23 protein-coding genes and 1 riboswitch are annotated in these 26,533 nt (G+C 69.2%); of the genes, 11 read left to right on the forward strand and 12 right to left on the reverse strand.

Annotation, left to right across the window (positions count from 1 at the left end; all coding sequences use genetic code 11):
* Positions 1–88: 88 nt before the first annotated feature.
* The 6 genes from IPG05_14905 to IPG05_14930 form a co-directional block, all read right to left on the reverse strand.
* Positions 89–286, reverse strand: coding sequence for a hypothetical protein (locus IPG05_14905; protein MBK6496363.1), 198 nt, complete (start codon positions 284–286; stop codon positions 89–91).
* Positions 283–1,494, reverse strand: a complete 1,212-nt coding sequence (locus IPG05_14910) for a cation:dicarboxylase symporter family transporter (protein MBK6496364.1) — start codon at positions 1,492–1,494, stop codon at positions 283–285. Before IPG05_14910 ends, IPG05_14905 begins: the two co-directional genes overlap by 4 nt.
* Before the next feature lie 4 nt (positions 1,495–1,498).
* Complete coding sequence (locus IPG05_14915) at positions 1,499–1,969, reverse strand: FKBP-type peptidyl-prolyl cis-trans isomerase (GenBank protein ID MBK6496365.1); 471 nt, start codon at positions 1,967–1,969, stop codon at positions 1,499–1,501.
* 51 nt (positions 1,970–2,020) lie between these two features.
* On the reverse strand, positions 2,021–2,794 hold the full coding sequence (locus IPG05_14920) for a lipo-like protein (GenBank protein ID MBK6496366.1): 774 nt from the start codon (positions 2,792–2,794) through the stop codon (positions 2,021–2,023).
* Positions 2,794–3,900, reverse strand: a complete 1,107-nt coding sequence (locus IPG05_14925) for a TPM domain-containing protein (GenBank protein ID MBK6496367.1) — start codon at positions 3,898–3,900, stop codon at positions 2,794–2,796. The genes IPG05_14920 and IPG05_14925 overlap by 1 nt, the downstream gene beginning before the upstream one ends.
* Before the next feature lie 155 nt (positions 3,901–4,055).
* Positions 4,056–4,577 carry an outer membrane beta-barrel protein gene (locus IPG05_14930; GenBank protein MBK6496368.1) on the reverse strand — a complete coding sequence of 174 codons (522 nt, stop codon included), beginning with the start codon at positions 4,575–4,577 and terminating at the stop codon, positions 4,056–4,058.
* A 166-nt stretch (positions 4,578–4,743) separates the two neighbouring features.
* Positions 4,744–4,848: riboswitch (TPP riboswitch) on the forward strand.
* A 9-nt stretch (positions 4,849–4,857) separates the two neighbouring features.
* On the opposite strand from IPG05_14930, the gene thiC reads away from it, so the two are divergent.
* Positions 4,858–6,528 (forward strand): phosphomethylpyrimidine synthase ThiC, encoded by a 1,671-nt coding sequence (thiC, locus tag IPG05_14935; GenBank protein ID MBK6496369.1) that lies wholly within the window; start codon positions 4,858–4,860, stop codon positions 6,526–6,528.
* Positions 6,529–6,586: 58 nt separating this feature from the next.
* Here the strand turns inward: thiC and IPG05_14940 are convergent, their stop codons facing one another.
* The 3 genes from IPG05_14940 to IPG05_14950 are packed head-to-tail and all read right to left on the reverse strand — an operon-like array spanning position 6,587 to position 11,041.
* The gene (locus IPG05_14940; GenBank protein ID MBK6496370.1) at positions 6,587–7,921 is read right to left on the reverse strand and encodes an amidohydrolase family protein; all 1,335 of its coding nucleotides are present in this window, start codon (positions 7,919–7,921) and stop codon (positions 6,587–6,589) included.
* Entirely contained in the window at positions 7,921–9,360 is a 1,440-nt protein-coding gene (locus IPG05_14945; GenBank protein ID MBK6496371.1) for an amidohydrolase family protein, read from the reverse strand. The genes IPG05_14940 and IPG05_14945 overlap by 1 nt, the downstream gene beginning before the upstream one ends.
* 1 nt (position 9,361) lies before the next feature.
* Positions 9,362–11,041, reverse strand: a complete 1,680-nt coding sequence (locus IPG05_14950; protein ID MBK6496372.1) for an amidohydrolase family protein — start codon at positions 11,039–11,041, stop codon at positions 9,362–9,364.
* A gap of 131 nt (positions 11,042–11,172) precedes the next feature.
* Between IPG05_14950 and IPG05_14955 the strand changes: the two genes are divergently transcribed.
* The 10 genes from IPG05_14955 to IPG05_15000 all read left to right on the forward strand — a co-directional run bounded on the left by IPG05_14955 (position 11,173) and on the right by IPG05_15000 (position 20,565).
* Entirely contained in the window at positions 11,173–11,946 is a 774-nt protein-coding gene (locus IPG05_14955; protein MBK6496373.1) for a DUF1080 domain-containing protein, read from the forward strand.
* Positions 11,947–12,008: 62 nt separating this feature from the next.
* The gene (locus IPG05_14960; protein MBK6496374.1) at positions 12,009–13,439 is read left to right on the forward strand and encodes a DEAD/DEAH box helicase; all 1,431 of its coding nucleotides are present in this window, start codon (positions 12,009–12,011) and stop codon (positions 13,437–13,439) included.
* A 7-nt stretch (positions 13,440–13,446) separates the two neighbouring features.
* Positions 13,447–14,883 carry a nitronate monooxygenase gene (locus IPG05_14965; GenBank protein ID MBK6496375.1) on the forward strand — a complete coding sequence of 479 codons (1,437 nt, stop codon included), beginning with the start codon at positions 13,447–13,449 and terminating at the stop codon, positions 14,881–14,883.
* 36 nt (positions 14,884–14,919) lie between these two features.
* Complete coding sequence (locus tag IPG05_14970) at positions 14,920–15,327, forward strand: hypothetical protein (protein MBK6496376.1); 408 nt, start codon at positions 14,920–14,922, stop codon at positions 15,325–15,327.
* Positions 15,321–15,509 (forward strand): hypothetical protein, encoded by a 189-nt coding sequence (locus IPG05_14975; protein MBK6496377.1) that lies wholly within the window; start codon positions 15,321–15,323, stop codon positions 15,507–15,509. Before IPG05_14970 ends, IPG05_14975 begins: the two co-directional genes overlap by 7 nt.
* 99 nt (positions 15,510–15,608) lie before the next feature.
* Entirely contained in the window at positions 15,609–15,983 is a 375-nt protein-coding gene (locus tag IPG05_14980) for a DUF4442 domain-containing protein (protein ID MBK6496378.1), read from the forward strand.
* Positions 15,983–16,993: a nitronate monooxygenase gene (locus tag IPG05_14985; protein ID MBK6496379.1), complete on the forward strand. Its 1,011-nt coding sequence runs from the start codon at positions 15,983–15,985 to the stop codon at positions 16,991–16,993. Before IPG05_14980 ends, IPG05_14985 begins: the two co-directional genes overlap by 1 nt.
* Positions 16,994–17,057: 64 nt before the next feature.
* The gene (locus IPG05_14990) at positions 17,058–18,143 is read left to right on the forward strand and encodes a TonB-dependent receptor (protein MBK6496380.1); all 1,086 of its coding nucleotides are present in this window, start codon (positions 17,058–17,060) and stop codon (positions 18,141–18,143) included.
* A gap of 1,613 nt (positions 18,144–19,756) precedes the next feature.
* Positions 19,757–20,155, forward strand: a complete 399-nt coding sequence (locus IPG05_14995) for a hypothetical protein (GenBank protein ID MBK6496381.1) — start codon at positions 19,757–19,759, stop codon at positions 20,153–20,155.
* Complete coding sequence (locus IPG05_15000; GenBank protein ID MBK6496382.1) at positions 20,152–20,565, forward strand: hypothetical protein; 414 nt, start codon at positions 20,152–20,154, stop codon at positions 20,563–20,565. The genes IPG05_14995 and IPG05_15000 overlap by 4 nt, the downstream gene beginning before the upstream one ends.
* A 138-nt stretch (positions 20,566–20,703) precedes the next feature.
* Here the strand turns inward: IPG05_15000 and IPG05_15005 are convergent, their stop codons facing one another.
* Genes IPG05_15005 through IPG05_15015 form a run of 3 tightly spaced genes read right to left on the reverse strand, consistent with a single transcriptional unit; the run spans position 20,704 to position 26,462 of the window.
* Positions 20,704–23,871 (reverse strand): efflux RND transporter permease subunit, encoded by a 3,168-nt coding sequence (locus tag IPG05_15005; GenBank protein ID MBK6496383.1) that lies wholly within the window; start codon positions 23,869–23,871, stop codon positions 20,704–20,706.
* A 15-nt stretch (positions 23,872–23,886) separates the two neighbouring features.
* Complete coding sequence (locus IPG05_15010) at positions 23,887–25,005, reverse strand: efflux RND transporter periplasmic adaptor subunit (GenBank protein ID MBK6496384.1); 1,119 nt, start codon at positions 25,003–25,005, stop codon at positions 23,887–23,889.
* Between the two features lie 50 nt (positions 25,006–25,055).
* On the reverse strand, positions 25,056–26,462 hold the full coding sequence (locus tag IPG05_15015) for a TolC family protein (GenBank protein ID MBK6496385.1): 1,407 nt from the start codon (positions 26,460–26,462) through the stop codon (positions 25,056–25,058).
* Positions 26,463–26,533: the final 71 nt, after the last annotated feature.

Genomic DNA, 26,533 nt, shown 5'->3' on the forward strand with positions numbered 1-26,533 from the left:
AATCGCCTGAAAACCGAGCCCAGACCAATCACGGCCCCGCCGATGGACAGAGTGGCCCCAAGGAGGAACAGCGACGCATTCGTTGTCGTCAGGGACACTTGCCGGACCTTCCCGGCCACCAGGACTGCCCGTACTTGAGCATCAAGATGCCCCCCAGGGCGATGGCGAGGAGCATGCCCCAGATCCGCGGACTCCGCAGTCCTCGAAGCCCGCGCGCGAGCACGATCATCGCCACCGCGATCGTGAGGGTGTGAGTTAGCGCGAGCATTCCCAGGGACGATTTCACGCCCCCTCCCCCCCGCGCGCCACGATCACCGCCGCACTCGCATAGCCCGTCACGTTGATCGCGGTCTTGAACAAGTCGGGGATCAGGTCGATCGCGATCAGGATGCCCAACCCCTCCACCGGCAATCCCACCGCGAGGTAGAGCGGCGCCTGCACCAGGAAGCCGCCACTCGGAATGCCGGGCGTGGTGAGCGAGAGCAGCACCGTCCCCACGCCGAAGGTCACCAACTGCGCGGCGTGCAACTCAACCCCGTACAGTGCGCCCACGAAGACCGCGCCGAGGGCCCAGGTGATCGCCGCGTTGAACTTGAAGAGCGACGCCGCCAGCGGCATCACCACGCCGATCACCGGCTCGGGGAGTCGCAGGTGCTGACGAACGCCGGTGATCAGCACTGGCAGCGCCGCCAGCGAGGAGCGGGAGGAGAAGGCGATGACCAGCGCCGGGCCGAGCGCCGCGCCAAACGCCTTCGGCGCCACCCGTCCGATCGCCAGCGTCATCGCCGTGAGCACCACGCCCCCCACGCAGATCGCGAGCGAGGTGACCACCAGGTAGCGCGCGACGGCGGCGGCGGCCGGCGCACCCACCTTGGCACCCAGGCCGTACGCGAGCGCGAAGACGCCGATCGGGGCCACCAGCAGCACCCAGCGGATGATCACGATCAGCACGTCGGCAATCCCCTGCGCGCCATCTCCCTGCCGACGCCGGACATCCTCCGGGAGCCGCGTCAGCGCGAGCCCGTACAACAGCGCGAAGACCACCAACGGCAACAGGGCGCCATCGGCCGCCGCCTTGATCGGATTCGTGGGCACCAGGGAGAGTAGCCACCCCGAGACCGTCAGCTGCGCGCCGGCCGTCACCGCGTCGGCGCTGGCCGAGGCACGCAGCGCCGCCGTCGCCGCCGGATCGAGCGGCAGCCCCGCCAGCAGCAGCGGGGCGAGCGCCGTCATGATCGCCGTGAAGGTGACCAGCAACAACAGGAAGGTGAGGACGGCGCGTCCCGTGAGCACGCCGGCTTCACGGGTGTCCCGGGCCTTGGCGATCCCCGCGATCGTCAGCATCACGATCAGCGGCAGGATCGGCATCCGCAACGCGTTGATCCAGAGCGTACCCAACGGCTCCACGGCGTGCAGGGCTCCCTCGCTCGGCAAAACGATGCCGGCGCCGAGTCCGACGACGAAGGCGAGGAAGACCTGCAGCGCCGGGTTCATGCGGTCACGGGACCGAGACGACCGTCACCGTGAACACCAGGATCGATCCGCCGGGAATCGGTCCATAATCCGACCGGCCATAGCCGAGCGCGGACGGAATGATCAGCTGGCGCACGCCGCCGACCTTCATGCCGACAATCCCCTGATCCCATCCCGCGATCACCTGCCCCGCACCAAGGCGGAACGAGAACGGCGTCCCGCTCGTGTTGGCATCGAACTGCGTGCCATTGTTGAACGTGCCCGTGTACCGCATCGAGACGTTCTGGCCGGCAACCACATCGGCGCCGGTGCCGACGGTGATGTCGCGGATGTACATCCCGCTGGCGAGCTTGGTGGACGCGCCGAGATTGACACCGAGCGCAGGGGCGAAGGTCGTGGTTTCGATCACTTGGGCATCCCGAATCGGGGAGTCAGTGGAGGAACAGGCCGTCACGGCGGCGAGCAGCAGCGCCGGAAGCCGGAGGGTGCGCAACATCAGGGGAGACCTCGCGTGAGGAAGTGGGGACGACGCCGAAAAGTAGCTCCCTCACTCCATCCCGGGTGGATCGGTGATCAACTGCAGCCGGTGCGGATCGAACCCCTGCGCCAGTGTGGGCTTGACGATCTCGAAGTAGGGCGAGACATCGAAGTCCCGAGGCGTGAAGAGCGAGTGGTGCCGGATGTGGAGCGCCTCGCGGTAATCCGCCGCAGCCGCCGGGTCGCGGGGCGGCAACAGCCGCGCCGTCGGCAGCACCGGATAGCCGACACCGTGGAACGCCTCGGCGATCAGCGCGGAACAGATGGCGCGCGTCGGATCGCCGCTGCCAAGCGCCAGCAGGCGACGACGATAGCGGATCGGCACGGGGGGCGTGGGCCAGAGGAATCGCGCCAGATCGAGGATGTGCTTCACATCGTAGCGATGGCCCACGTGGGCGAGCGCAAAGTCCAGCACGCGACGAATCTCCTCGACGGTCAGCCCGACCGGTCGGCAGATGCGGGTGTGCAGGGCGGCATACTTCGCCAGGGGCACCAGGTGCACGCCATCCACCACATCTGCTTCGAGCAGGACCGACGGCTCCTGAGCGGTCGTGACCCCCTGCGCCGGGGCGGCCACGCAGAGGGCGGCGTGCGACCAGGTCGACTGTGTCGTGTACTTGATCGCGGCGGCAATGCGCGAGCTCCCCTCGACCAGCAGCACATCGCCCGGGCGGATCGTCAGGGCGAGCGCGCCGGGCGACGCCGTGGTGGCGTGCACGCGGTCGTGCCGTGGCGCGGTGAGGTAGCGCGCCAGCCGTTGCCCGATGCCGTCGAGGATGATCATCAGTAGCTGCCGCCGCCCCCAGCCCCGCTGCTCGACCCCGACCCGCCGAACGACGAACCGCCGCCGCCACCACCACCGCCGCCGCCCGACCCACTGCTCGAGGCAACGATGATCGGCAGGGTGACCAGCACCTCCCACGTCGCCTCGCACGCCTTGCAGCGGTACGCATCGCGCGCCCGACCCGTCGACAGTGTCGTCGCATGCTCCAGCACCGTCCGCTTCGCCTTGGCCGTCCGACGCTGACACTGCTTGCACGCGGTGTAACTGGTGAAGAGCGCCTTGTACGGCAGCACGAGGTGCTCGCCGCAATCGCATTCCCAGACGTCGTAGTCGACGCTCTTGATCCGCTCCTCCACGACCTGACCCTGCGCGAGGAAGGCGTCGTCATCCGATTCACCGAGGCGATGCATCCGACGACCGCATCGCGGGCAATTCCGCGGGCGTCGACGCCGCATCCCGATCGCCGCCACGATCCACGCCACCACCGCGGCGAGGCCGCCAGGGATGTACCACCACCGAAACCAGCCCACAGGTGGCATCGGCCCGACCACGCGCTGGGCGCTGCTCGTGTCGGCCAACCCCGCATCGTTCGTCAGCCGCGCGGCGATCGCCTCGATCCCCGCCGCGAGGGCACCGGCATAGTCGCGCGTCTTCAGCAGCGGAATGATCGCGTCGCGACAGATCGTCCCGCTCGCCGCATCGGTCACGATCCCCTCGGCGCCAGTGCCGGGCGCGATGTAACACTGGCCCCGCTTGTTCGGCGCCAGCTCCTTCGGCACGATCAGGATCAACACTCCGACGTCGCGCCGGACCGAGCCGATCGGCGCAACACTCCCGACCTTCCAGTCCCGGTAGATCGCGACGGCGATGTCGTTGGGGGTGTAGTCGCCGATGTCGGGGACGATGGCCACGGCGATGTCGCCGAACCCGCCCGCCTGCAAGGCGCGGATCCGCGCATCGAGCGCAGCATGGGCCGAATCGGTGAGCACGCGGCGCGGATCGGAAATGAACGACGCCGGCGTCGGCACCGGCGGAATGAACTGACGGAGTCCTTCGGCCGACTGCTGAGGCAGGACGAGCGACAGCGTCAACGCGAGGTGCAGCACGGCAGGAGCTCCGGGGCGGCAGGTGCTGAAAGCTAGTGGAAGAGAAACGAGTAACCAGTAACCAGTAACCAGTAACCCGTGACCAACATCGGCCACGGGCTACGGATCACTGGTCACTGGTCACTGGTCACCCGCGACCGTTCGCTGTTCGCCGTCTAGAACGTGATCCCCGCGGTGAACATGATGAACGCCGTCGTCCCGCCATCGATCTTCGCCGTGAGATACCGCGCCTCCAGGTACAGCTTCTTGATGCCGACCCCCGCGCCGCCGCCGAAGCCGAAGCCGCCGGCCGAGTCGTCGAAGCTGCTGTTGATGCCGGACTTGTAGGAGTGGACGAGATAGCCCGCCGAGCCGATCACGTACGGTACCGCACTCGCCTCGGCCGTCAGGTTGTAGGTGACCGAGCCGAAGCCGCCAAAGAGGTTGGTCTTGTCGTCACCCGCACCATCGTGCTTGTTCGAGCCGTACAGCCCCTCGGCCCAGATCGACATCCGCTTGTCGGCGGACTGGTACGGACGGAATCCGGCGTTCACAACCCAGCCACTCTTGGCGTAGTCGCCATACTCACCCGAAGGCATGCTCAGGCCGGCGCCGACGAAGCCCTGGGCAGAAAGCGGCGCGGTGGCGAGAGCGAAGCCGGTCAGGAGCAAGGCAGCTGAGAAAACACTTCGACGCATGGTACCTCCAGTGGAACGGAGGAAATGGGGACGGGACTGTCCCCGGGCGGGCAGGGGGGGCGGGGGCGGGGCCGGGGCCCGGGGCGCGGGGGGGGGGGGGGGGGGGGGGGGGTCAATTGGGGCGGGGTCCCGGGTGCGCCAGAGGGCGGCCCAGCCCTTATCTTTGCCCCGTCGCCAGGGGCATCCCGCGCCACGTCCGGCACGGGATTGAGAGGCACCCTTTGAACCTGACCCGGCTCATACCGGCGGAGGAAGGCGACCCCGCACGAGGTCCACCCCGATGGCCACTGCCCTGATCCCAGGCTCGTCGTTCGCCGACGCCTTCCCCTGCTCCGAAAAGGTCCATCTCCTCGGTCCCGACGGCGTGCGCGTCCCGGTCCGCGAGATCACCCTCGCCGACTCCCCCGACGGCACCCCGAATCCGCCGCTTCGGGTCTACGACACCTCGGGGCCCCAGGGCGTCGATGTCCGCCAGGGATTGCCGCCGATCCGCGACTCGTGGATCCGCGCCCGCACCGTCGAGCTCCGCCCCGAGCGCGATCAGGCCCTCGGCGTCGCGATGCCGGAGGGACTCCGCCGCACCGTCGTCCGCGGCACCGGGCCGGTGACCCAGCTGCACTACGCGCGGAAGGGGGAGATCACCCCCGAGATGGAGTTCGTCGCCCTCCGCGAAGGCCTGCCGGCGGAGTTCGTGCGCAGCGAGGTCGCCCGCGGCCGCGCCATCATCCCGGCCAACATCAATCACCCCGAAGTCGAGCCGATGATCATCGGCCGCGGCTTCCACGTGAAGATCAACGCCAACATCGGCAACTCCGCCGTCGTCTCCTCCATCGAGGAAGAGGTCGAGAAGCTCCGCTGGTCGACGCTGTGGGGCGCCGACACGGTGATGGACCTCTCGACCGGCAAGGACATCCACGAGACGCGGCAGTGGATTCTCCGCAATTCGCCGGTCCCGATCGGGACGGTGCCGATCTATCAGGCGCTCGAGAAGGTCGGCGGCATTGCCGAGGACCTCACCTGGGAGGTCTACCGCGACACCTTGATCGAGCAGGCCGAGCAGGGCGTCGACTACTTCACCGTGCACGCCGGTGTGCTGCTCCGCTACATCCCGATGACCGCCAACCGCATGACCGGCATCGTCTCGCGCGGTGGCAGCATCATCGCGAAGTGGTGCCTGGCGCACCATCAGGAGTCGTTCCTCTACACCCGCTTCCGCGAGATCTGCGAGATCATGCAGGCGTACGACGTCTCGTTCTCGCTGGGTGACGGCCTCCGCCCCGGCTCGATCGCCGACGCCAACGACGAGGCGCAGTTCGCCGAGCTGAAGACGCAGGGCGAGCTGACCAAGATCGCGTGGGAGTACGACGTGCAGGTGATGAACGAGGGGCCCGGCCATGTGCCGATGCACCTCATCAAGGAAAACATGGAGAAGCAGCTCGAGTGGTGCGGCGAGGCGCCGTTCTACACGCTCGGGCCGCTCACCACCGATATCGCGCCGGGCTACGACCACATCACCAGCGCCATCGGCGCCGCGATGATCGGCTGGTACGGCACCGCGATGCTCTGCTACGTGACGCCGAAGGAGCACCTCGGCCTCCCGAACCGCGACGACGTGAAGACCGGCGTGATCACCTACAAGATCGCGGCGCACGCGGCCGACCTCGCCAAGGGCCATCCCAGCGCGCAGCGCCGCGACGATGCCCTCAGCAAGGCGCGCTTCGAATTCCGCTGGCGCGACCAGTTCCACCTCGCCCTCGACCCGCAGACCGCGCTCGCCTATCACGACGAGACGCTGCCGGCCGAAGGCGCCAAGGTGGCCCACTTCTGCTCGATGTGCGGCCCGAAGTTCTGCTCGATGCGGATCTCGCAGGACATCCGCGACGCCGCCAAGGCCGGCATGGCCGAGAAGTCGGCGGAGTTCCGGGCCAAGGGAAGCGAGATTTACCTGTGACCTGTAACCGGTGACCTGTGACTGGTGTCACTGGTCACGGGTCACGGGTCACTCGCGGTTACGGCCTCCCCTTGAACATCTCGTACAGCTGCGTGTGCTTGGTGTCCAACGGCACCATCCGCCCGTCGATGAAGAGATACTTCGTCTCGGTGCGCGCCTCGAGCATGTCGCCCGTGGTGACCACGACGTTGGCGATCTTGCCGACCTCGAGCGACCCCAGCTTGTCGCCCACACCATAGATCTCGGCCGGCCAGAGGGTGACGCTCTTGAGCGCATCCTCATGGCTGAGGCCGAAGGCGGCCGCGACACCCGCCACGTAGGGGAGGTCGCGCGTGTCGGGCGTCTCTTCGCCGGAGGTGATCGCGAAGCGCACCCCCGCCGCCACGAGCTTGGCGGGCAGCGTGTAGTTGACGTCGTACGGATCGTCCTCGCGACCCGGCAGGGCGCGCACCCCGGTCAGCAGCACCGGGACGTTCTTCTCCTTGAGCAGCGCCGACACCTGCAGCGCATCGCGGCCGCCGAGGATGATCGGCCGGATCTTCTGCGAGTCGGCGAAGGCGATGATGTCGCGGATGTTCGCGGCGCTGGTGCCGGCGATCAGCACCGGCATCGTGCCGTTCACCACCGGCCCCAGGGCCTCGAGCGTCAGGTCGTGGGTCGGCCGCGGGAGCGCCTTGTCGGCGTTCGCTGCGGCAATCGCCTTGCCGTAGGCGCGCGCGTCGTCGAGCAACTGCTTGAGCGAGTCGCGCTGCGCCGTCGCCGCGCCGCCACCACCGCCGCCGCCACCGAATCCACCGCCCCCGCCGCCGCCCCGCCCGCCGCCACCACCGGGCAGCGTGAGCACCATCGCCGCCTGCGGCACCACCGCCATCGACGGCGGGGTGTCACCGGCCAGATTCATCAGCGCCGCGGCACCGGCGATCACGCCGCCGCTCGGCCGCGACAGGATGTGCGTGATCCCCACCACGCGCGTCACGCCGATGACGGCACTGTGCGGGTTGAAGCCGTTGATCGCCCGCGCCTGCGGGTTGAACGACCCGACCTCGCTGGCATCCATCGTGGCATTGGCGCCCTGCGGAATCTCCGAGAGGCCGATCTCGTTGGCGGCGTCCATCATTCCCGGATAGACCGAGAGGCCGGTGCCGTCGATGATCTGCGCGCCGGCGGGAATCACCGCGTTGGCGCCGACCGCCGTGATCTTGCCGCCGCTGATCACCAGCGTGCCGTTCGCGATCTCGGGACCGCTGACCGGGACGATCCGCGCATTGCGAATGGCGAACGTTCCCTGCGGGCCGGGACGCGGATTGAAGGAGCCCAGCTGGGCCGTGAGCGGCGAGGCCGCGAGCAGCGCGACGACCGCGCTCGTCGTGGCAGAACGGATGAGGCCGCGCATCAGCGGTTCTCCTTCGAGGGCATGGCGGGGGGAGTCCCGGCACCACCGCGGCCACCGGCGCCGCCGCGGCCGCTCGGGGCCTGATTGGGTTCGGCCTTCTCGAGTTCGGTGCGCTCGGCAAGGCGCGCCGCGCGCTGCTCGGCGTCCATCGCCTTCGAGAAGAAGAGCTCACCGTCGATGAAGGTGTAGTCCGGCGAGGCATAGACGCTCAGCGGGTGCGCATTCCACAGCACCACGTCGGCTTCCTTCCCCACCTCGATCGAGCCGACCCGGTTCTCGAGGCCGAGCTGCACCGCGCCGTTGTAGGTGATGATGCGCAGCGCCTCGTCCTCGGTCAGCGCGCCGTAGCGCACCATCTTCGCGGCGTCGATGTTCAGGCGGCGTGCCCGGCCGTCGTCGTCGGAATTGATCGTCGTCAGCACGCCATGGCGCACCAGGATCGCGACGTTGTAGGGAATCGCATCGTACGCCTCGATCTTGTAGCCCCAGCTGTCGGCGAACGTCGAGAGCCCGGCGCCGTGCTTGGCAATCTCCGAGGCGATCTTGTAGCCCTCGAGGCCGTGCTGCAGCGTCTTGATCTTGAAGCCGAAGTCATCGGCGAGGTTGAGCAGCATCAGCATCTCGTCGGCGCGATACGAGTGCGCGTGGACCCACCGCTTCCCCTCGAGCACCTCGACCAGCGGCTCGAGCTCCAGGTCGCGGCGCGGCGCGATCAGCCCCGCCTCCTTCTTCGCGAGCCGCGCCCGATAGTCTGCCCACGCCGCCTGGTAGTCCCGCGCCCGGGTGAAGGCGTCGCGCAGGATCACTTCCTGGCCCATGCGCGTCGTCGGATAGCGGCGCGGGGCCGCGGGCTGCCCCTGCACGATCACCGTCTGGCTGTTCTTCCGGGTCACGTTCTCGCCGAGGGCGAACTTGATCCCCGGCATCGCGCCCGGCACGAGCATCTCCTGCGCCGTGCGCCCCCACTTGAGCTTCACGACGGCGTTCTGCCCGCCGATGGTGTTCGCCGAGCCGTGGAGGATGTTGAGCATCGTGGTGCCGCCGGCGAGCGCGCGGTAGATGTTCGGCGCCGTCGGGTTGAGCGCGTCGTGCATCCGCACCATCGACGTCACCGAGAGCGAGCCCTCGTTCGTCGCGTCGCTCATCATGTGCGAATGCGGATCGATGATCCCCGGCATCAGGAACTTCCCCGTGCCGTCGATCGTCGTCGCGCCGGCTGGTGCCGTCAGGTTCTTCCCGATCTGCGCGATCTTGCCGTTCTGCAGCAGCACGTCGGTGCCGGCGAGCGTCCCCTTGGTCACCGTGAGGACGGTGGCGTTGCGGATCAGCGTCGCGGGGGCCGCGGCGCGCGGCGCCTGGCCCGACAGCGCGGGCGCGGCCACCAGCAACGCCAGCGCCACGGCGGACTTCATCATGGGTGCCTCGAAAGTGGTGGTCATCTCAGCGCTCCTGGCTGCCGGTGAAGCGCGACGTGCCATGGCCCTGGACCGCGACCTCGCCGACGAGGGCATCGCCCCGCCGCGTGCCGCGGAACTGCGCCCGCTCCAGTCCGTCGTGATGCATCAGCCAGGCGGCGAAGCGGAAGGTGCCGTCCGCCGCGATGCTGCCTTCCTCGAGCACGGCCGACCCGAACGTCCCCTCGAGCACGCCACCGAGCGACGCCCCGTCCTGCGTCAACGTGAAGGTGACCTCACGCTCGGCGCCGTCGAAGGCGATCCGCGCGGTCCACTGGCCTTCCAGCGTGCCCGGCCGCGCACCACGTCCACCACCCGCCCCCGCTCCCGCCGTCGGCGCCGTCACCGGAATCGCGATCGGCTGGCCATCGATGAAGAGCTGCTGCACCGTGCTGCCCAGGGCGAAGAGATCGCCCTTGGTGATCGTCAGGTTGGCGATCCGACCCGCTTCGAGCGCACCCATCCGATCGGCGATGCCGAAGAGCTGCGCCGGCGTCGTCGTCATCGCCTTGAGCGCCTGCTCCGTGGTCAAGCCACCCCCGACGGCGCGGCGGACATTCGCGAGGAACTCGGGGAAGGCCCCGCCCGAGGTGAAGGCGTAGGTCACGCCGGCCGCCTCCAGCACGGCCGGGCCCTTCGGCGCCTCGACGCGCTCGCGCAGCACGCGCAGCGGATCGGGGTCGGCGTCCGCGGCCGGCGTCGTCGTGCGGCGCGGGAAGTTGACCGTCAGCAGCACCGGGACGTTCTCCGCCTTGAGCCGTCCCGCCACCTTCCACGCCTCGGTCCCGCCCGCGATGATCACGCGCAGGTTGAACTCCTTCGCGAGGTCGAGCGCACGCTCGATTTCGCGCTGCGTGTTGGCGAGCATCACCATCGGGATCTGCCGCGCGAGCACCGGCTGCAGCGCCACCATCGAGGGATCGTAGGCCGGCCGCACCATTCCCTTCGGACTCCGCGCATACGCGGCCGTCACCTCGCGATAGCGCTGCGCGTCGAGCAGCTCCTGTCGGATCGCCGCGAAGACGCCGAACAACGATCCCGGGAAGCCGCCCCCACCGCCGCCGCGCGAGAAGGCGAGCTGCTGCGTCATCCCGCTCTTCACCACCATCGCCGAGACGTCGGTGCCGTCGAGGTTGATCACCGCCGACTGCCCGCGGAAGACGCCGCCACCGATCGAGGTGAACGCCGTGGTGAAGCCTGCCGCGCGCGCCGCGGTGAACGACGCGGCGTCCGGCCCGAGTTCGTTGACCACCGCGAGTTCCGGCTGCAACCCCACCGCCTGGGTCGAATTCGGCGCCCGTGGCGCCGCGGCACCACCACCGCCACGCCCGCCGCCACCTCCCGGCGGGGCGGCAGCACCGGCCGCGGCCGGCGTCGCCGACGGCAGACCGAGCGTGCCGAAGCCATCAATCAGGCCAGGGTAGACCGTCAGGCCCGTGCCATCAATCACGCGGGCATCGGCGGGAACGGCGACCGTGGCGCCGACCGCGACGATCAAACCGCCGCGGATGACCACCGTGCCCTGGTCGATCGCCGGCGACGAGACCGGGACCAATCGGGCATTGGTGATGGCGTAGGCCGCCGGGGCGTTGCGCTGGGCGGAGAGCGGCGATGCGATCGTGGCGACGCACGTCACCACCCCCGCGACGCGGAGCAGCGAAACCATAGAATTGATTCTCCGAGGGGAGGACGACACGGGACCGATCGACGATCCGTGACGGGTGGAACACCATGCGTTGAGCCGGCGCGATAACTTACTGCGCCGCCGCGCTTGGCGCATTCCCCCGGAGAGCTGTCATGCTGAACCCGCTCGCTCGTCTCGCCGTCCTGACCACCACCCTGATCCTCCCCCTTGCCGGCCAGGCACCCGTCGAGTGGTCGCAGCACTCGATGACGCGCCCGAAGCCGCCGATTGTCCACCCCGGCCCGGCCGGCGCCCCGGTCCCCGCACCCGCCGATGCCATCGTCCTCTTCGACGGCAGCTCGCTCGCCGCGTGGCAGACCGGCAAGGACTCCTCCGGCGGGGCGGCTCCCTGGCGGATCGTCGGTCAGGCGTTGGAAGTCGTTCCGGGCAAAGGCACCATCCGGACCCGGCAACCGTTCGGCGACGTCCAGCTCCACCTCGAGTGGCGGACCCCCAAGGAGGTGAAGGGGACCGGCCAGGAGCGCGGCAACAGCGGCGTCTTCTTCATGGGGCGCTACGAGCTCCAGATCCTCGATTCGTGGGAGAACACCACCTACGCCGACGGCCAGGCAGCCTCGATCTACGGCCAGTTCCCTCCCCTCGTGAATGCGTCACGGGCACCCGGGGAGTGGCAGAGCTACGATATCGTCTTCCGCCGCCCGATTTTTGACGCTGCCGGCCTCCTCGCCGTCCCCGCCCGGATGACCGTCTTCCACAACGGAATCCTGGTCCATCAGGAGGCGATCCTGCTGGGGCCTACCAGCAACGGCGTCCGCACCCCCTATTCCGCCCACCCCGACCGGCTCCCGATCGCCCTGCAAGATCACGGCGTCACTGTACAGTTTCGCAACATCTGGCTCCGCGAGCTCACCACCCCGGGCCCGTAGGCCACCCCGGGAATGGCCAAAGTGCGAACAATCGCCCCACTCGGGGCGTATCACTCCTGAGCATGGGTCGCAGGAGCCCGTCTGTCGTCATTCGGTGGGACAGGTTGTTAGGTTGCCTCGTGCGAAACACCGTCCCCGACCTAGGATCTTGCGTGCCTTTCAGTAGTCTCGACCTGCATCCCGACCTCCTGCGCGGCATCAAGGAACTCGGCTTTACCCGTCCGACCCCGATCCAGGCGGATGCCATCCCGCCGGCCCTGGCGGGTCGCGACGTGCTCGCCTGCGCCCAGACCGGCAGCGGCAAGACCGCGGCCTTCCTGCTGCCGATCCTGCACCAGCTCATGGACAAGCCGCGCCGGACCACCCGGACGCTGATCCTGACGCCGACCCGGGAACTGGCCGCGCAGATCCTCGCCGACCTGAACGATCTCGCCGTCCACACCCCGATCACCGGCGCCGCCGTCTTCGGTGGCGTGGGGATGGGGCCGCAGGAGCACGCCTTCCGCAGCGGCGTTGACGTCATGATCGCGACGCCGGGCCGGTTGCTCGACCACTTCAAGTCGCAGTATGGCAAGCTCCCGGGCATCGAATACCTGGTCCTCGACGAGGCCGACCGGATGCTCGACATGGGCTTCCTGCCGGACATCAAGCGGATCCTCAAGCACGTGCCGGCCAAGCGCCAGACGCTCTTCTTCTCGGCCACCATGCCGGCGCCGATCATGACGCTGGTGCGCGAGATGCTGAAGGATCCGGTGCTGATCAACCTCGAGCGGCAGTCCAAGCCGGCCGTCGGCATCACCCAGGCGCTCTACCCGGTGGCGCAGGAGCTGAAGTCGACGCTGCTGCTCACGCTGCTGCAGCGCGGCGAGATGCAGGAAGTCCTGGTCTTCACCCGCACCAAGCACCGCGCCAACCGGCTGCATGCCTTCCTGAGCAAGCACGGCATTCCGGCGGAACGGATCCACGGCAATCGCTCGCAGGCCCAGCGGACCGAGGCCCTCGCCGGCTTCAAGAAGGGGAAGTATCGCGTCCTCGTCGCGACCGACATCGTCGCCCGCGGCATCGACATCGAGGAGCTCGGCCACGTCGTGAACTTCGACGTCCCGCTGGTCCCCGAGGATTACATCCACCGGATCGGCCGGACGGCGCGCGCCGAGGCGACCGGCGATGCCTTCACCTTCGTGGCCCCGGAAGAAGAGAGCGAGTTGCGCCAGATCGAGAAGGTGCTCAACAAGCGCCTGCCACGCGTGACCGTCCCCGATTTCGACTATCGCGCCAAGCCCGACGTCGCGCTCGAGGTCCCGCTCGCCGAGCGGATCGCCGCGATCCGGGCCCGCAAGTCGGATGAGCGCGCCCGCGCCAAGGAGAAGGCGGCCCGCCGCGCCGCTCAGCCGGGTGCCGCTCCTGCCGCTCCCACCGCCCCCGCGGCGACCGCCCCCGGGCCTCGTCGGCGCGCGGGCGCCCTACCACACGCCGCCGCCCCTGATGGCTGACCACGCCATGATCACGCACCCGCTGCCCGAGATCATTCAGGGCGGGATGGGAGTCGCCGTCTCCGATTGGCGCCTCGCGCGAACCGTCTCGATGGCCGGACAGCTCGGGGTGATCTCCGCGACCGGCATCGACACGGTCCTGGTGCGTCGACTGCAGGACGGCGACGCCGGTGGTCACATGCGTCGGGCGCTGGCCGCGTTCCCGATTCGTCGGGCGGCCGATGGCTTCCTGACGAAGTACTTCCTCCCCGAGGGACGCGAGCCGGGGAAGCCGTACGCGCTGCTCCCGATGTACAAGCAGGTCGTCCGCCGCGAGCGCGAAGAGGCCCAGATGCTGGCCGCCTTCGCCGAAGTCTGGCTCGCCAAGGAAGGGCACGACGGTCTCGTGGGTGCCAACCTGCTGACCAAGATCCAGCGCCCCAATCTGGCGGCGCTGTATGGCAGCATGCTCGCCGGGGTGGACTACATCCTGATGGGCGCCGGCATCCCGCGCGAAATTCCGCCGGCACTCGACGCCTTCGCGACGCACCAGCAGGCGCAGTTGAAGATGGACGTGCTCGGGCTCGAGGAAGGACGCACCGAGTACATCACGCTCGACCCCGCCGACCACTGGGATGGTGCCACGCCGATTCCGGTGACGCGCCCCGCGTTCCTCGCCATCGTCGCGTCGAACTCGCTCGCGACGATGCTTGCCCGCAAGGGTGGCGGCGGCGTGCAGGGCTTCATCATCGAGGGGCCGACGGCCGGTGGCCACAATGCGCCGCCGCGCGGCACCATGATCCTCAACGACGCCGGCGAGCCGATCTACGGCGAGCGCGACGTCGTCGACCTGTCGCAGATCGCCGAGCTCGGTCTCCCCTTCTGGCTGGCAGGCGGCGAAGGATGGCCCGACCGCCTTTGCAAGGCCAAGGCGGCCGGTGCGGCCGGCATCCAGATCGGGACGCTCTTCGCCTTCTCGAATGAGTCCGGCTTCACCGCCGAGCTGAAGCGCTCCGTGCTGGAGAGCGCCCTCCGGGGCGAAGTGGCCGTCCGCACCGACCCGCTCGCCTCACCGACGGGCTATCCGTTCAAGGTGGTGACCTGGAGTGGCGACAAGGATGCCGGCATTCCTCGCAAGCGCATCTGCGACCTGGGCTACCTGCGCACCGCCTATGCGCGCGAAGACGGCAAGATCGGCTTCCGCTGCGCCTCGGAGCCGATCGAGGACTACGTGAAGAAGGGCGGCGACATCGCGGAGACGACCGGCCGCCGCTGTCTCTGCAACTCCCTGATGGCCAACGTGAACATCGGCCAATTCCGGGAAGACGGTTTCCAGGAGACCCAGCTGCTCACCAGCGGGGACGACCTCACCATGATCGCCGAGTTCCTGCAGGGCCGCACCAGCTATTCCGCGGTCGATGTGATCGAGTACCTCCTCGCGAACACGGTGGCCGCGCGGGCGTAAGCCCGCGCGCCTCGACTCCCCGCACCCCGAGTCCGGATGCGTCGCATCACCCGCGTGGCGTGGCCCGTCGTGACGGCGCTGCTGCAGGGCGCCGTCAGCTGGGGTGTGCTGCAGTACTACATCCCGCGCGCCATCGTCCGGTGGCAGCAGGCCGAGGAGCTCCGCCACGTCGGCATCGAGCCCATGGTCATTCCCGGGCTCGTGGTCTTCTCGCTCGCCGCCGCCTTCAATCTCTGGAGTCGCCTCACGCTCGCCATTCGTGGCCAAGGGGTGGCCGTGCTCTTCACGCCGCCCGCCAAGCTCGTGGTCACGGGCCCCTTCGCCTGGCTGCGCAATCCGATTGCCACCTCCACGATCGCCCAGGGCATCGGCGTCTGCATCTACACCGGATCGGCACTGCTGGTCGGCTACCTCGCGCTGCTCGCCTCCTCTGGCACTTGCTGATTCGCCCGGGCTCCGAACACGAACTGCAACGGCGCTTCGGCCGCGACTACGAATTCTACCGGCGCAGCGTGCGGTGCTGGCTCCCGATGCGCCGCCGCTTCCGTCCGCGCGGCGCCCTCCCGCCGATCGACAGCTCGGAGATGCTGATCCGCCACGGCGCCCGGCGGCGCCGGCGGCGCTGATGGCAGTCTCCCCCGCGCCCCGCCTGCTGGCCACCTGGGCCCGGCTCCACGCCCTCCCCCGGCGGCCGCTGGCTCTTCTCGCGCCTCCTCGGCTGGATGGTGCCGTACACCGGGTCGATCGGTGCGCGGGTCGAACAGCTCGTGCCGGGCCACGTCATCGTCTCGCTGCGTGACCGTCGCGCCGTCCGGAATCACCTCCGCTCGGTCCACGCCATCGCCCTGGTCAACCTGGCCGAGGTGACCAGTGGGCTCGCGATGCTCACCGCGGTGCCGGCGAATGTCCGCGGTATCGTGACCGGGCTGCGCATCAGCTACGGCAAGAAGGCGCGTGGTCGGTTGCTCGCCGAGTGCCGCGCGACACCACCGAGCGTCGGCACCGAACCGATCGACACCGAGGTCACCGCGACCATCCGCGATGCCGCCGGCGACGAGGTCGCCGTGGCCACCGTCACCTGGCGCCTGGAGGCGCTCTGATGGAGACGCCCTTCACTCGAGCGGCCGGCGTCGAGGTCCCGCTCATCTGCGGCCCGATGTATCCCTGCTCCAATCCGGAGCTGGTGGCGGCGGTGTCCGACGCCGGCGGGCTCGGCGTGGTGCAGCCGATCGCGCTGACCTACGTGCATGGACATGGCTTCCGCGACGGGCTGCGCCTCATCCGGTCGCTCACGCCGAAGCCGATCGGCATGAACGCCCTGATCGAGCAGTCATCTGCGCGCTATCGGGTGCAGATGGAGGAGTGGATCGGGATCGCCCTCGAGGAGGGGATCCGCTTCTTCATCACCTCGCTGGGGAATCCGCGCTGGGTCGTCGAGCGGGTCGCCGCCGTCGGCGGGGTCGTGTATCACGATGTCACCGAACCGAAGTGGGCCGAGAAGGCCCTCGCGGGGGGCGTGCATGGGCTGATTGCCGTGAACCGACGCGCCGGCGGACACGCGGGTGGGCGCGACGCCGTCACCCTCCTTCGCGAGCTGACGCCCTTCGGCGTCCCGGTGGTGGCGGCCGGTGGCGTCGGTGAGGCCGATGAATTTCGGGCGATGCTCGACCTCGGCTATGCCGCCGTCCAGTGTGGCACCCGCTTCATCGCCACCACGGAGTGCCGGACGAGCGACGCCTACAAGGCGGCGATCCTCAAGGCCGGCGAAGATGATATCGTCCTCTCGGAACGCATTACCGGGGTTCCGGTGGCGATCATCCGGACGCCCCTCGTGGAACGAATGGGGCTCCGGGCGGGTCCCATCGCACGGTGGATGCTCCGGGGCCGGCGCACCCGCCACTGGATGCGGACGATCTACGCCCTCCGCTCGCTCTGGCAGCTCAAGCGCAGTTCGCTGGACGCCCACGGCAAGGTGGAGTACTGGCAGGCGGGTCGCTCGGTCGCCCGGATCACGGCGATCGAACCCGCGGGGGGGGTGGTCCGTCGCTTTGCCGCCGCCCTCGGCCCTCAGACCGGGGGAGACTCTTCCCCAAATCCCATTCCGCAATGATCTTTACCGCCAGGCCCATTGGTTCTGCTCACCCCCCTGCATACTCCAGCAAAGGATTGACGGCATGTTCCTGAGGAACGTTCGTCTCGGCGCGGCGCTCGCACTCCTGCTCGGCGCGGTGACCCCGCTGACCGCGCAGCAGATCGCGGCGATCCGCGGCACGGTTACCCGGTCCGGCGACAATCAACCGGTCGCGGGCGTGGTCGTCACGCTCAAGGGCACCACGATCGCCACCACCACCAACGGCAACGGCAAGTACGTCTTCCTCCGCGTCCCCGCGGGGAGCCAGACGCTCGTCTTCCGCTGGCTCGGCTACGCGCCGGTCGAGAAGACCGTCACGGTGAGCACCGACCAGACCGTCGATGCGGAGCTGGAGCCGAAGGCCGTGGCCCTCGGCGACCTGACCGTCACCGCGGCCTCGAAGGAGCCGGAGCGGATCGTCGAAGCGCCGGCCGCCGTCTCGAGCATCGAGCCGCGGGTGCTGCAGGCCACCGGCGCCACCGGCCAGGCGCCGCTCGCGCTGGCGCAGACCGCCGGCGTCGACATCGTCCAGAGCGGCGTCAACGACTTCAACATCAACGCGCGCGGCTTCAACTCGTCCCTCAACCGTCGCGTGCTCACGCTGCTCGACGGCCGCGACCTGGCGATCGACTTCCTCGGCTCGCAGGAGTGGAACTCGCTCACCGTGTCGACCGAAGACATGCGCGGGATGGAGTTGGTCCGCGGCCCGGGTTCGGCACTCTACGGTCCGAACGCCTTCGCCGGCGTGCTCAACATGACCACGCTCTCGCCGCGGGAAGCGCTCGGCGGCCGAGTCAGCGCGTCGGTCGGCGGGCTCTCCTCGAAGAAGATCGACGGCCGGTACGCGGCGCTCTTCGGCGGCGGCCGCTACGGCATCCGCGTCACCGGCGGCTACAGCACCAATGACACCTGGAGCCGGTCGCGCACCAGCATCGACTCCGTCTCCGCAGGTGGCACCGCCGTTCTCCTTCGCGCTCCGCAACGAATACAAGGAAGCCCGTACCGGTGCCACCGACGTCGTGATCCGGGCGCAGACCCCCGAGATCCGTGCGCTGGCCGGTCAGACCTGCGACGGTCAGAGCTCCGCCTGCGTGGGGACCGGCACTCGCCGGCCGAAGGGCGACCGTGACCTCATCAAGAGCGCCTACGGCGCCGTGCGCCTGGACCGCTACTTCGGTTCGAACGTCGTCACCCTTGAGGGTGGGGCGTCGCAGGTCGAGGGCGAAGTGCTGGTGACCGGCATCGGCCGGGCCCAGGTGGGCCTGACCCGGAAGCCGTTCGTTCGCGCCGCCTACAACAGCGGCCACCTGAACGTCTTCGGCTACATGAACCGCCGCGAGTCGATCGACACGACGTACCTGCTCAACAGCGGCATCGGCCTGATGGAGACCGGCACCGTCTCGCACATCGAAGCGCAGGGCAACCAGACGTTCCTGGATGGCAAGTTCCGCCTCATCGGCGGCGCGTCGTACCGGAACTACGCCCTCAATACCTTCGGCACCCTGATGAGCCTCGCCAACGACGACCGCAGCGATGCCGTCAAGTCGGTGTTCGGTCAGGGCGAGCTGCGTATCGGCGACAAGCTCCGCCTCGTGGGCGCCGCGCGCTACGACGAGGGCGACCTCTTCGAAGGCCAGGTCTCGCCGAAGGGCGCGATCGTCTACACGCCGAACGAGAACCACGCCTTCCGCTTCACCGTGAACAAGGCGTTCCAGACCGCCAACTACTCGGAGTTCTTCCTCCGCGCCAACGCCGGCGCCCCGGTGAACTTCTCGGCCCTCGAGACCGGCCTGCGCGCCAACGCCCAGCTCGGGCCGGCGCTCGCCGGCGTCCCCGTCGGCACGCTGTTCACCAACTCCGCCTCGGTGCCAGTGCTTGCCCGCGGCAACGCGGCCCTCGACGTCGAGAAGACCACCGGCTATGAGGTGGGCTACAAGGGCGCGCTGAGCGAGAAGGTGTATGTCACGGTGGATCTCTACCAGAACAACATCACCGGCTTCATCACCGACCTCCTCCCGGGCGTGAACTCGGCGTTCCCGTACTGGACCGCGCCCGCCGCGGTCCCGGGTGCCGCGGTGCCGGGCCTCATCGGTGCGATCAAGGCGCAGCTGGGTGCGAACCCGGCCACGGCGCTCGCCGCCGCCGGCCTCACCCGCGACGAGAACGGCAACACCGCGGTGCTCGTCTCGTACACCAACGCGGGTGACGTCGACCAGAAGGGCCTCGACGTCGGCGTCGGCGTCCAGCTGACCTCCGAGCTGCGGGCCGATGCCACCTTCTCGTTCTTCGACTTCACCGTCAACAGCCAGCGCGCCGGCGACCAGCTCCTGCCGAACACGCCGGACCGCAAGGCGACGCTCGGCTTGACCTACGAAGGGGCACGCAACGGCATCAACGCCTCGCTGTCCTCCCGCTTCGTGGCCTCGTATGACTGGGCCGCCGGCGTCTTCGTCGGCCGCGTCCCGGCGCAGCAGCAGATCAACGCCACCATCGGCTTCGACACCGGCGAAGGCTACCGGCTGTTCGCCAACGGCGTGAACATCCTCGACCAGCAGCGCTACCAGATGTTCGGTGGTGCCGTCATCGGCCGCCGCGTCCTGGTGGGGATCAGCACGCTGTTCTAGTCGAACAGCGTAGGTAACGAGAAGCGAGAAGCGAGAAGCGTGGTCTGGCGGGGAGATCTCCCTCACTGGGCCACGCTTCTGGCCGTTCGCTTTTCGCCGTTCCTGTTCGCGATTATCCTTGGCCCCCCGTGCCCACCCCATCCTCCTCCCGCTGCCCGTCGCCTTCCCCGACGCCCACGAGCCGCCTACGCTCTGGAGCTTCGAGGAGGTGACCGGGCCAGGCGACGCGGTGCGCGACATCATGGTCGCCCTGCCACCCGGCTACGACCAGCACCCGCGCACCCGCTATCCCGTCGTCTACCTGCAGGACGGCCAGAACTGCTTCGACCCGATGACCTCCTACGCCGGGCACTGGAGTCTCCTCGAGACGATGGCCGCGCACCCCAGGCATCCCGTCATCCTCGTCGGCACTCCCAACCTCGGCCACGGCCGGCTGCGCGAGTACTCCCCCTTCGATGACGTGATCCACGGCGTCGGCGAGGGACAGCCTACCTCCGCTACGTCGCGCGCACCGTGAAGCCGCTGATCGACCGCTCCTTCCGCACCCGCCCCGAGCGCGCCTCCACCGGCATCGGCGGCTCCTCGATGGGTGGCCTCCTCGCCCTCTACGCGATGATCCAGGAAGCCGGCACCTTCGGCGCCGCCTGGGTCCTCTCCCCCGCGCTCTGGTATGCCGGCGGCGCGATCTACGACTGGATCGCGACGCAGCCCGGTCCCGTCGGCCAGCTCTGGCTCGACACCGGCGTGAAGGAAGGCGACGACCAGCTCGACGAAGTCCGCCAGATGCGCGACCTCCTCGTCACCCGCGGCTGGAAACTGAATCAGGGGCTGCACTACCTCGAAGATCCCGACGGCGACCACGACGAGGCGTCGTGGGGCCGGAGGGTCGATGAGCAGTGGACGAGATTGGTGGGGATGCTGAAATAGGTCGTAGGTCCTAAGTCGTAGGTCGTAAGTCGTGTATGGCGTCATCCCGAACAACGTGAGGGATCTGCGTGGTGGCTGCCACGCAGGTCCCTCGCGTCGCTCGGGATGACTTACGACCTACGACTTACGACTTACGACTTACGACTCCTTCACCGGCACCACAAACTCCCCCGTCTTCGCGCGCCACTCCGACGCCCCCACGAAGTACCGTCCTGCAAAATTCGCGAAGCGGGTCCGCATCCCGTCGATGATCTCGTAGAACGTCGGGATCACCAGCAGCGTGAGGATCGTCGAGGTGATCGTGCCGCCGATGACGGCGCGGCCGAGCGGGGCGCGGAAGTCGGCGCCTTCGCCGAGGCCGAGCGCTACCGGGATCATCCCGGCGATCAGCGCGAAGGTGGTCATCAGGATCGGCCGGAGCCGGATCCGCCCCGCCTCGATCAGCGCCTCGCGCAGCGGGAGCCCCTTCTTCTCGCGCGCCCACTTCGCGAAGTCGATCAGCAGGATGGCGTTCTTCGCCACGATCCCCATCAGCAGGATCACCCCGATCAGCGACATGATGTTGATCGTGTCGCCGGTCAGGATCAGCGTCACCACGACGCCGATCAGCGAGAGCGGCAGCGAGACCAGGATGGCGATCGGATCGAGGAACGAGCCGAACTGCACCACCAGGATCAGGTACATCATCAGCACCGCGATGCCGAGCGCCGTGAAGACGTTGCGGAACACCTCGGCCTGGTCGCGCCCCTGCCCGCCCTCGATGATGCCGTACCCCGGCGGGAAGCCGAGCTTGTCGAGCTTGGCCCGGATGTCGACCGAGACCTCGGTCAACGCGCGGCCGTCGGTGTTGGCACCGAGGGTGATCACCTTGTTGCGGTCGAGGTGGTCGATCTGCCCCGGCGCGATCTCGCTCCGCACCGTGGCGATCTGGCCGAGCGGCACCGTACTCGTGGTGCCATTGGCGCCACGGACGGTGATCGGCAGCTGCGCCAGGTCCGCCGAGCGCGACCGCGCATCCGGCGCGAGCCGGATCCGGACGTCGCGCGTCTCGCCGGTCGGGTCGACCCAGTCGCCCGCATCGATGCCGGCGAACGACGGCCGCAGCGCCTGCGCCACCTGCGCCACCGAGAGCCCGAGCGAGCCGGCCAGCCCGCGGTTGAGGTCGACGGTCTCCTCTTCGCGGGTACCGCGCACCGACAACCCGACGTCCACGGCACCCTTCACCGTCTGCGCCGCGGCCCCGGCCCGCTCGGCCAGCTGCGTCAGCACCGCCGCGTCCGGCCCCTGCAGTTCGAACTGGATCTCCTTCATCGCGCCGGCAAAGCCGGAGGAATAGACCGAGACGTTCACGCCGCCGACCTGCTGGAACTCCTTCCGCAGCATCGTGGCGATGTCGGCCTGCGACGTCTTCCGCTCCGCCTTGGGCGTCAGCTTGACGTACACCTGCGCCTGGTCGACGCCGGGCGTCCGCATCGGCAGCGGATTCCCCGCCGTGATGTAGGTGTAGGCCACCTCGGGGTGCGCGCGCGCGATCTTCGCCACCGCCTCGGCGCGCTCCATCGTGTAGGCCAGGTTGGCGCTCGGCGGCGACTCGACGATCGCCTCGAACTCCGACCGGTCGGCCACCGGCACGAAGCCGAAGCCGCCGATCGTCCCCTGGAGCACCAAGGCCCCGACGAACGAGAGGAGCGCCAGGAACACCATCGACTTGCGATGGTCGAGCGCCCAGCCGACGACGCTCGTGTACCCCTCGGTCATCCGGTCGAACCAGCGATTGAACTTGTCGAGCGTCCGGGTGATGACGCCCTTCTCGTGCTCTTCCTTGTGCGGATCGGCCCAGTAGGCCGAGAGCATCGGGTCGAGCGAGAAGGAGACGAACAGCGACACCAGCACGGCGCAGGCAATCGTCAGCGCGAACGGCTTGAACCACTGCCCCGCCTGCCCCGACATGAAGGCGATCGGCACGAACACCGCGACGATCGAGAAGGTCGTCGCCGCCACCGCCAGCCCGATCTCGGCCGTCCCCTCGTGGGAGGCCGTCATGTGGTCCTTCCCCATCTCGATGTGGCGCACGATGTTCTCGCGCACCACGATGGCGTCGTCGATCAGGATGCCGATCGCCAGCGAGAGGCCGAGCAGCGACATCGTGTTGAGCGTGAAGCCGAACGCCCATACCGCGATGAACGACGCGAGCACCGAGACCGGCAGCGCCAGGCCGGTGATCACCGTCGAGCGCCACGAGTTCAGGAAGAGGAAGACCACCAGCACCGTCAGCACGGCGCCTTCGATGAGCGCCGACTGCACGTTCGCCACCGCGCGCTCGACCCGGAAACCCTGGTCACGGACGATGCTCACCTTCGCGTCGCCGGGCAGCGTGCCCTCGAGGCGCGCCAACTCCTCCTTGAGCGAGGCCACCACCGCGGTGGTCGAATAGCCCTTCGCCTTCTTGACCTCGATGCCGACCGCCGGCTTGCCGCTGAAGTTCGCGGCGGTCCGCTGCTCCTCGTTCCCCTCGAACACGTCGGCCACGTCACCGAGCCGCACCAGCGTCCCGTTGCGGCTGGTGATCACCAGCTGCCGGAACGCCTCGGCATCGGCCAGGCGTCCCTTGAGCCGGATCGAGCGCTCCTCGAGTGCACCATTGAGGCGGCCGACTGGCGCCGCGAGGTTCTGCTGCCCCACCGCCGCGACGATCGCGTCGACGCCGACTCCGGCGGCCTGCATCGCGGCCGGCTTGATCTGCACCGTCATCTCCGGATACGACCCGCCGACCACCGTGACCTCGGCCACACCCGGCACCGAGCGCAGCGCCCGCACCACGGTCGGGTCGGCCACGCGCGTCAGGGCCTCCGGCGACATCGTCGCCGACGCCAGGCTCAACGACAGCAGCGACTGCTGCGCCGGATCGAACCGAGTGATGATCGGCTCCTTCATTTCGGTCGGCAGCTCGTCGCGGATCGCCGCGATCGCGTCGCGCACGTCCTGTGACGCCTCCGCCACCGGCTTCGAGAACTCGAAGAAGACCGTGAACTGCGCCAGCCCGTCCACCGCGTTGACCTTGGTCTTGGTGCGGTCGACGCCGGCGATGGCGAGCACGGCCTCTTCGATCGGCTCGACGATCTCGCGCTCGACGATGTCCGGCGAGGCGCCCGGATAGACGATGCTCACCGCGACGATCGGCTGCTGGATGTCGGGGAACTCGTCGGTCTGCAGGTTGAACAGCGCCGCGACACCGAACGCCACCAGCGCCAGCATCGAGACGATGGTGATCATCGGGCGCTTGATGGCGAAATCAGAGATCCACATGGCGTCGCGCTCCGATCAGCCGTCGGCGCGCGTGATGCGCACCGACGAGCCGGTTGGGGTGCCGATCGCGCCGCCGAGGAGCACCGTGTCGCCACGCGCCACGCCGGTCACGACGACCCGCTCGCGCAGCGCATCGCGCAAGCCGACCGTGACCGGCACCAGCTCGACCTTGCCGCCCTTCAGCCGCTTCACCGACGGCGTCGTCGCGCGCGGATCGAGCGCCGAGATCGGCACCGCGAGGGCGCGCGTCGCCTCGACCGTCACCCGCCCTTCGGCGAAGAGACCGCTGGCGAGTGCCTGATTGCGATTCGGCACCACGATGTAGATCCGCACCTGGCGCGTGGTGGCATCGACGGTCGGATTGATCCGCGCCACCGTTCCCGTCACCACCTTCGTGCTCATCCCGTTGAGCGTGAACTCGACCTGGGCGCCGCGCTTGATCGCGCCGAGGTGCTCCGCCGGGACCGAGGCCTCGAGGGTGAGCTCGGTCGGGTCGACCACCGTCGCCAGCAGCGTCGCGCCACCGGCCCCGCCCTGCACCACGTCGCCCGTGCTCACCGGCAGTTCACTGATGACGCCGGCGAACGGCGCGCGCACCGTGCCGTCACGCAGCAGCTTCTCGGCCGAGGCGAGCCGCGACGTTGCGTCGGCCACCGCAGCCGCTGCGGACTGCGCCTGCGCTCGGGCACCTTCCTCGTCCCGATCGGCAATCGCGCCGGCCTTCAGGAGCGTGGCGGCCCGTTCGGCATTGCGCGTCGCGAGCTGCGCCTGCACCTGGGCACTTCGGAGCGCCGAGCGCGCCGAGCGCGCCTGCTCCGCCGCGACCGTGGTGTCGATCAGCGCGATCGCCTGACCGGCGCTCACCGCCTGCCCTTCCTTGACGTAGAGTGCGAGCACGGTGCCGCTCATCTGGGAGCGGACCTGCGCGGTGCGCTCGGCGGTCAGCGTGCCGGAGAGGGCGGGGCCGCTCTCGACCTCGAGCGAATCCACCATCGCCACTTGGTCCGCCGCCACCTGCACCGGCGGTTCAGGTGCGGCCTCTTCGGCCGCGGGCTTGCTGCAAGCCGCCGTGGCGAGCACGACGAGTGGGGCGAGGCGCACAAAGCGCCGCAGAAGGGACTGGGGGGTCGGCATGGTCGTCTCAACGCCCGTCATCGCGGGCCGTGGGGTCAGGAAGGAACGCATCAGAAGCCACCCGAAGCGGCAGTGCCAAACGGAAGGTCACGCAAGAGCGCCATGCGGAGGCGCGTCACCTGCAGGTCGCGCGCGGCCTGCGCACGATTCGCCTCGGCCTGCTGCAACTGCAGCCGGGCCTCCGCCAAGTCGGTCAACGTCGAGAGGCCGTTGCGTACCCGGACCTCGCTGATCGCGTAGGCGCGCGCGGCCTGCTCCGCCGTGCCGGCGCTCGCGGCCCAGGACGCTTCGGCGCCCTGAAGCTCGAGCTGCAATGACTCCGCTTCGCGCGTCGCCACTTCGGTCGCCTGGCGCAGGCGGAGCGCGGCATCATCCCGCGCGGCCTCGGCGGCCAGCACGTCGGAACGCAGCGCGCCGCCCGTGAAGAGCGGGACCCGGACGCGCACGGCGACGGTCCAGTCGGTCAGGAAGTTCTTGATCCCGAAGACATCGTCGGGGAAGGCGATCTTGGCGTAGTCGCTGCTCAGCGCCAACGACGGCAACCGGGTCCCGCGCGCAGAGGAGAGGTTGCCCGCGCTGGCGCGCAGCCCGGCTTCGGCCTGGCGCACCGGGGCGCGGTCCATCGCGCCGCCGCTGCCGGCCGCCGCGATCGTCGCGGCGAAGGTCGGCAGGGCGACCGCACTGGTGTCTCCGAGCGGCGTGACCAGGGAGAGCGTCGTCCCGGCCGGCAGATCGAGCAGTTGCCGCAGCCGGAGCAACGCCTGATCGCGCTGCACCCGACGCTGAATCACGATCGGGCGCTGGTTGTCGCGTGCCACCGAGGCACGCAGCAGGTCGAACTCGGCGGCGTTGCCGACTTCCCGCGCAAGGCGCGTCTCGCCGAGCGTGCGCTCGGCCTGAGCCAACGAGGAGTCGGCGATCGCCAGCAACCGCTCCGCCAGCTGCGCATCGAGGTACGCCTGCGCCCCGTCGAGAATTGCCTTGGCGCGCTCAGCTGCCAGCGCGAGCTCGGCCCGATCGAGGGCGGCATTCGCCGCACCACGCCGACCGGCCAGCGCCGGGTTGTAGATCGTCTGCGTCGCCGAGAGGCCGAAGTTCCATTGGTTGGCGCGGCCGAACGGCAGATTCGAGAAGTCGAGTCCGCCATTGCCGTTCGCGGTGCAGTCGAGACCGCGCTCGAGCGAGTCGAGTCGCTCGGCGAGTGGCAGCGCAGGATTGGGGCGGAAGGTCCCGCAATTCGTCGGTGCCGGCGTGGAGTCGTTGCTCCCCGTCGACAACCCCGAGAACTGCGTCTTGAGGGTGCGGGTGTAGGCGACGCTGCCGTTCAGCTGCGGCAGATACGCCGACCGCGCCCTCATCTGGCCGGCCTCCGCGCTCCGCACCGCGGCGCGCGCGATCCCGACCGACTCCGACGCCGAATCCATGCGGGCCAATGCGTCCGCCAACGTCAGGCGCACGGGCTCACCCAATGGGCCAATGCTGGCCTTGGGTTGGGGCGACGCATGCGTCGCCCCTACCGTCGCCCGCG

This window comes from Gemmatimonadota bacterium (assembly GCA_016704275.1).
Classification (GTDB): Bacteria; Gemmatimonadota; Gemmatimonadetes; order Gemmatimonadales; family GWC2-71-9; genus Palsa-1233.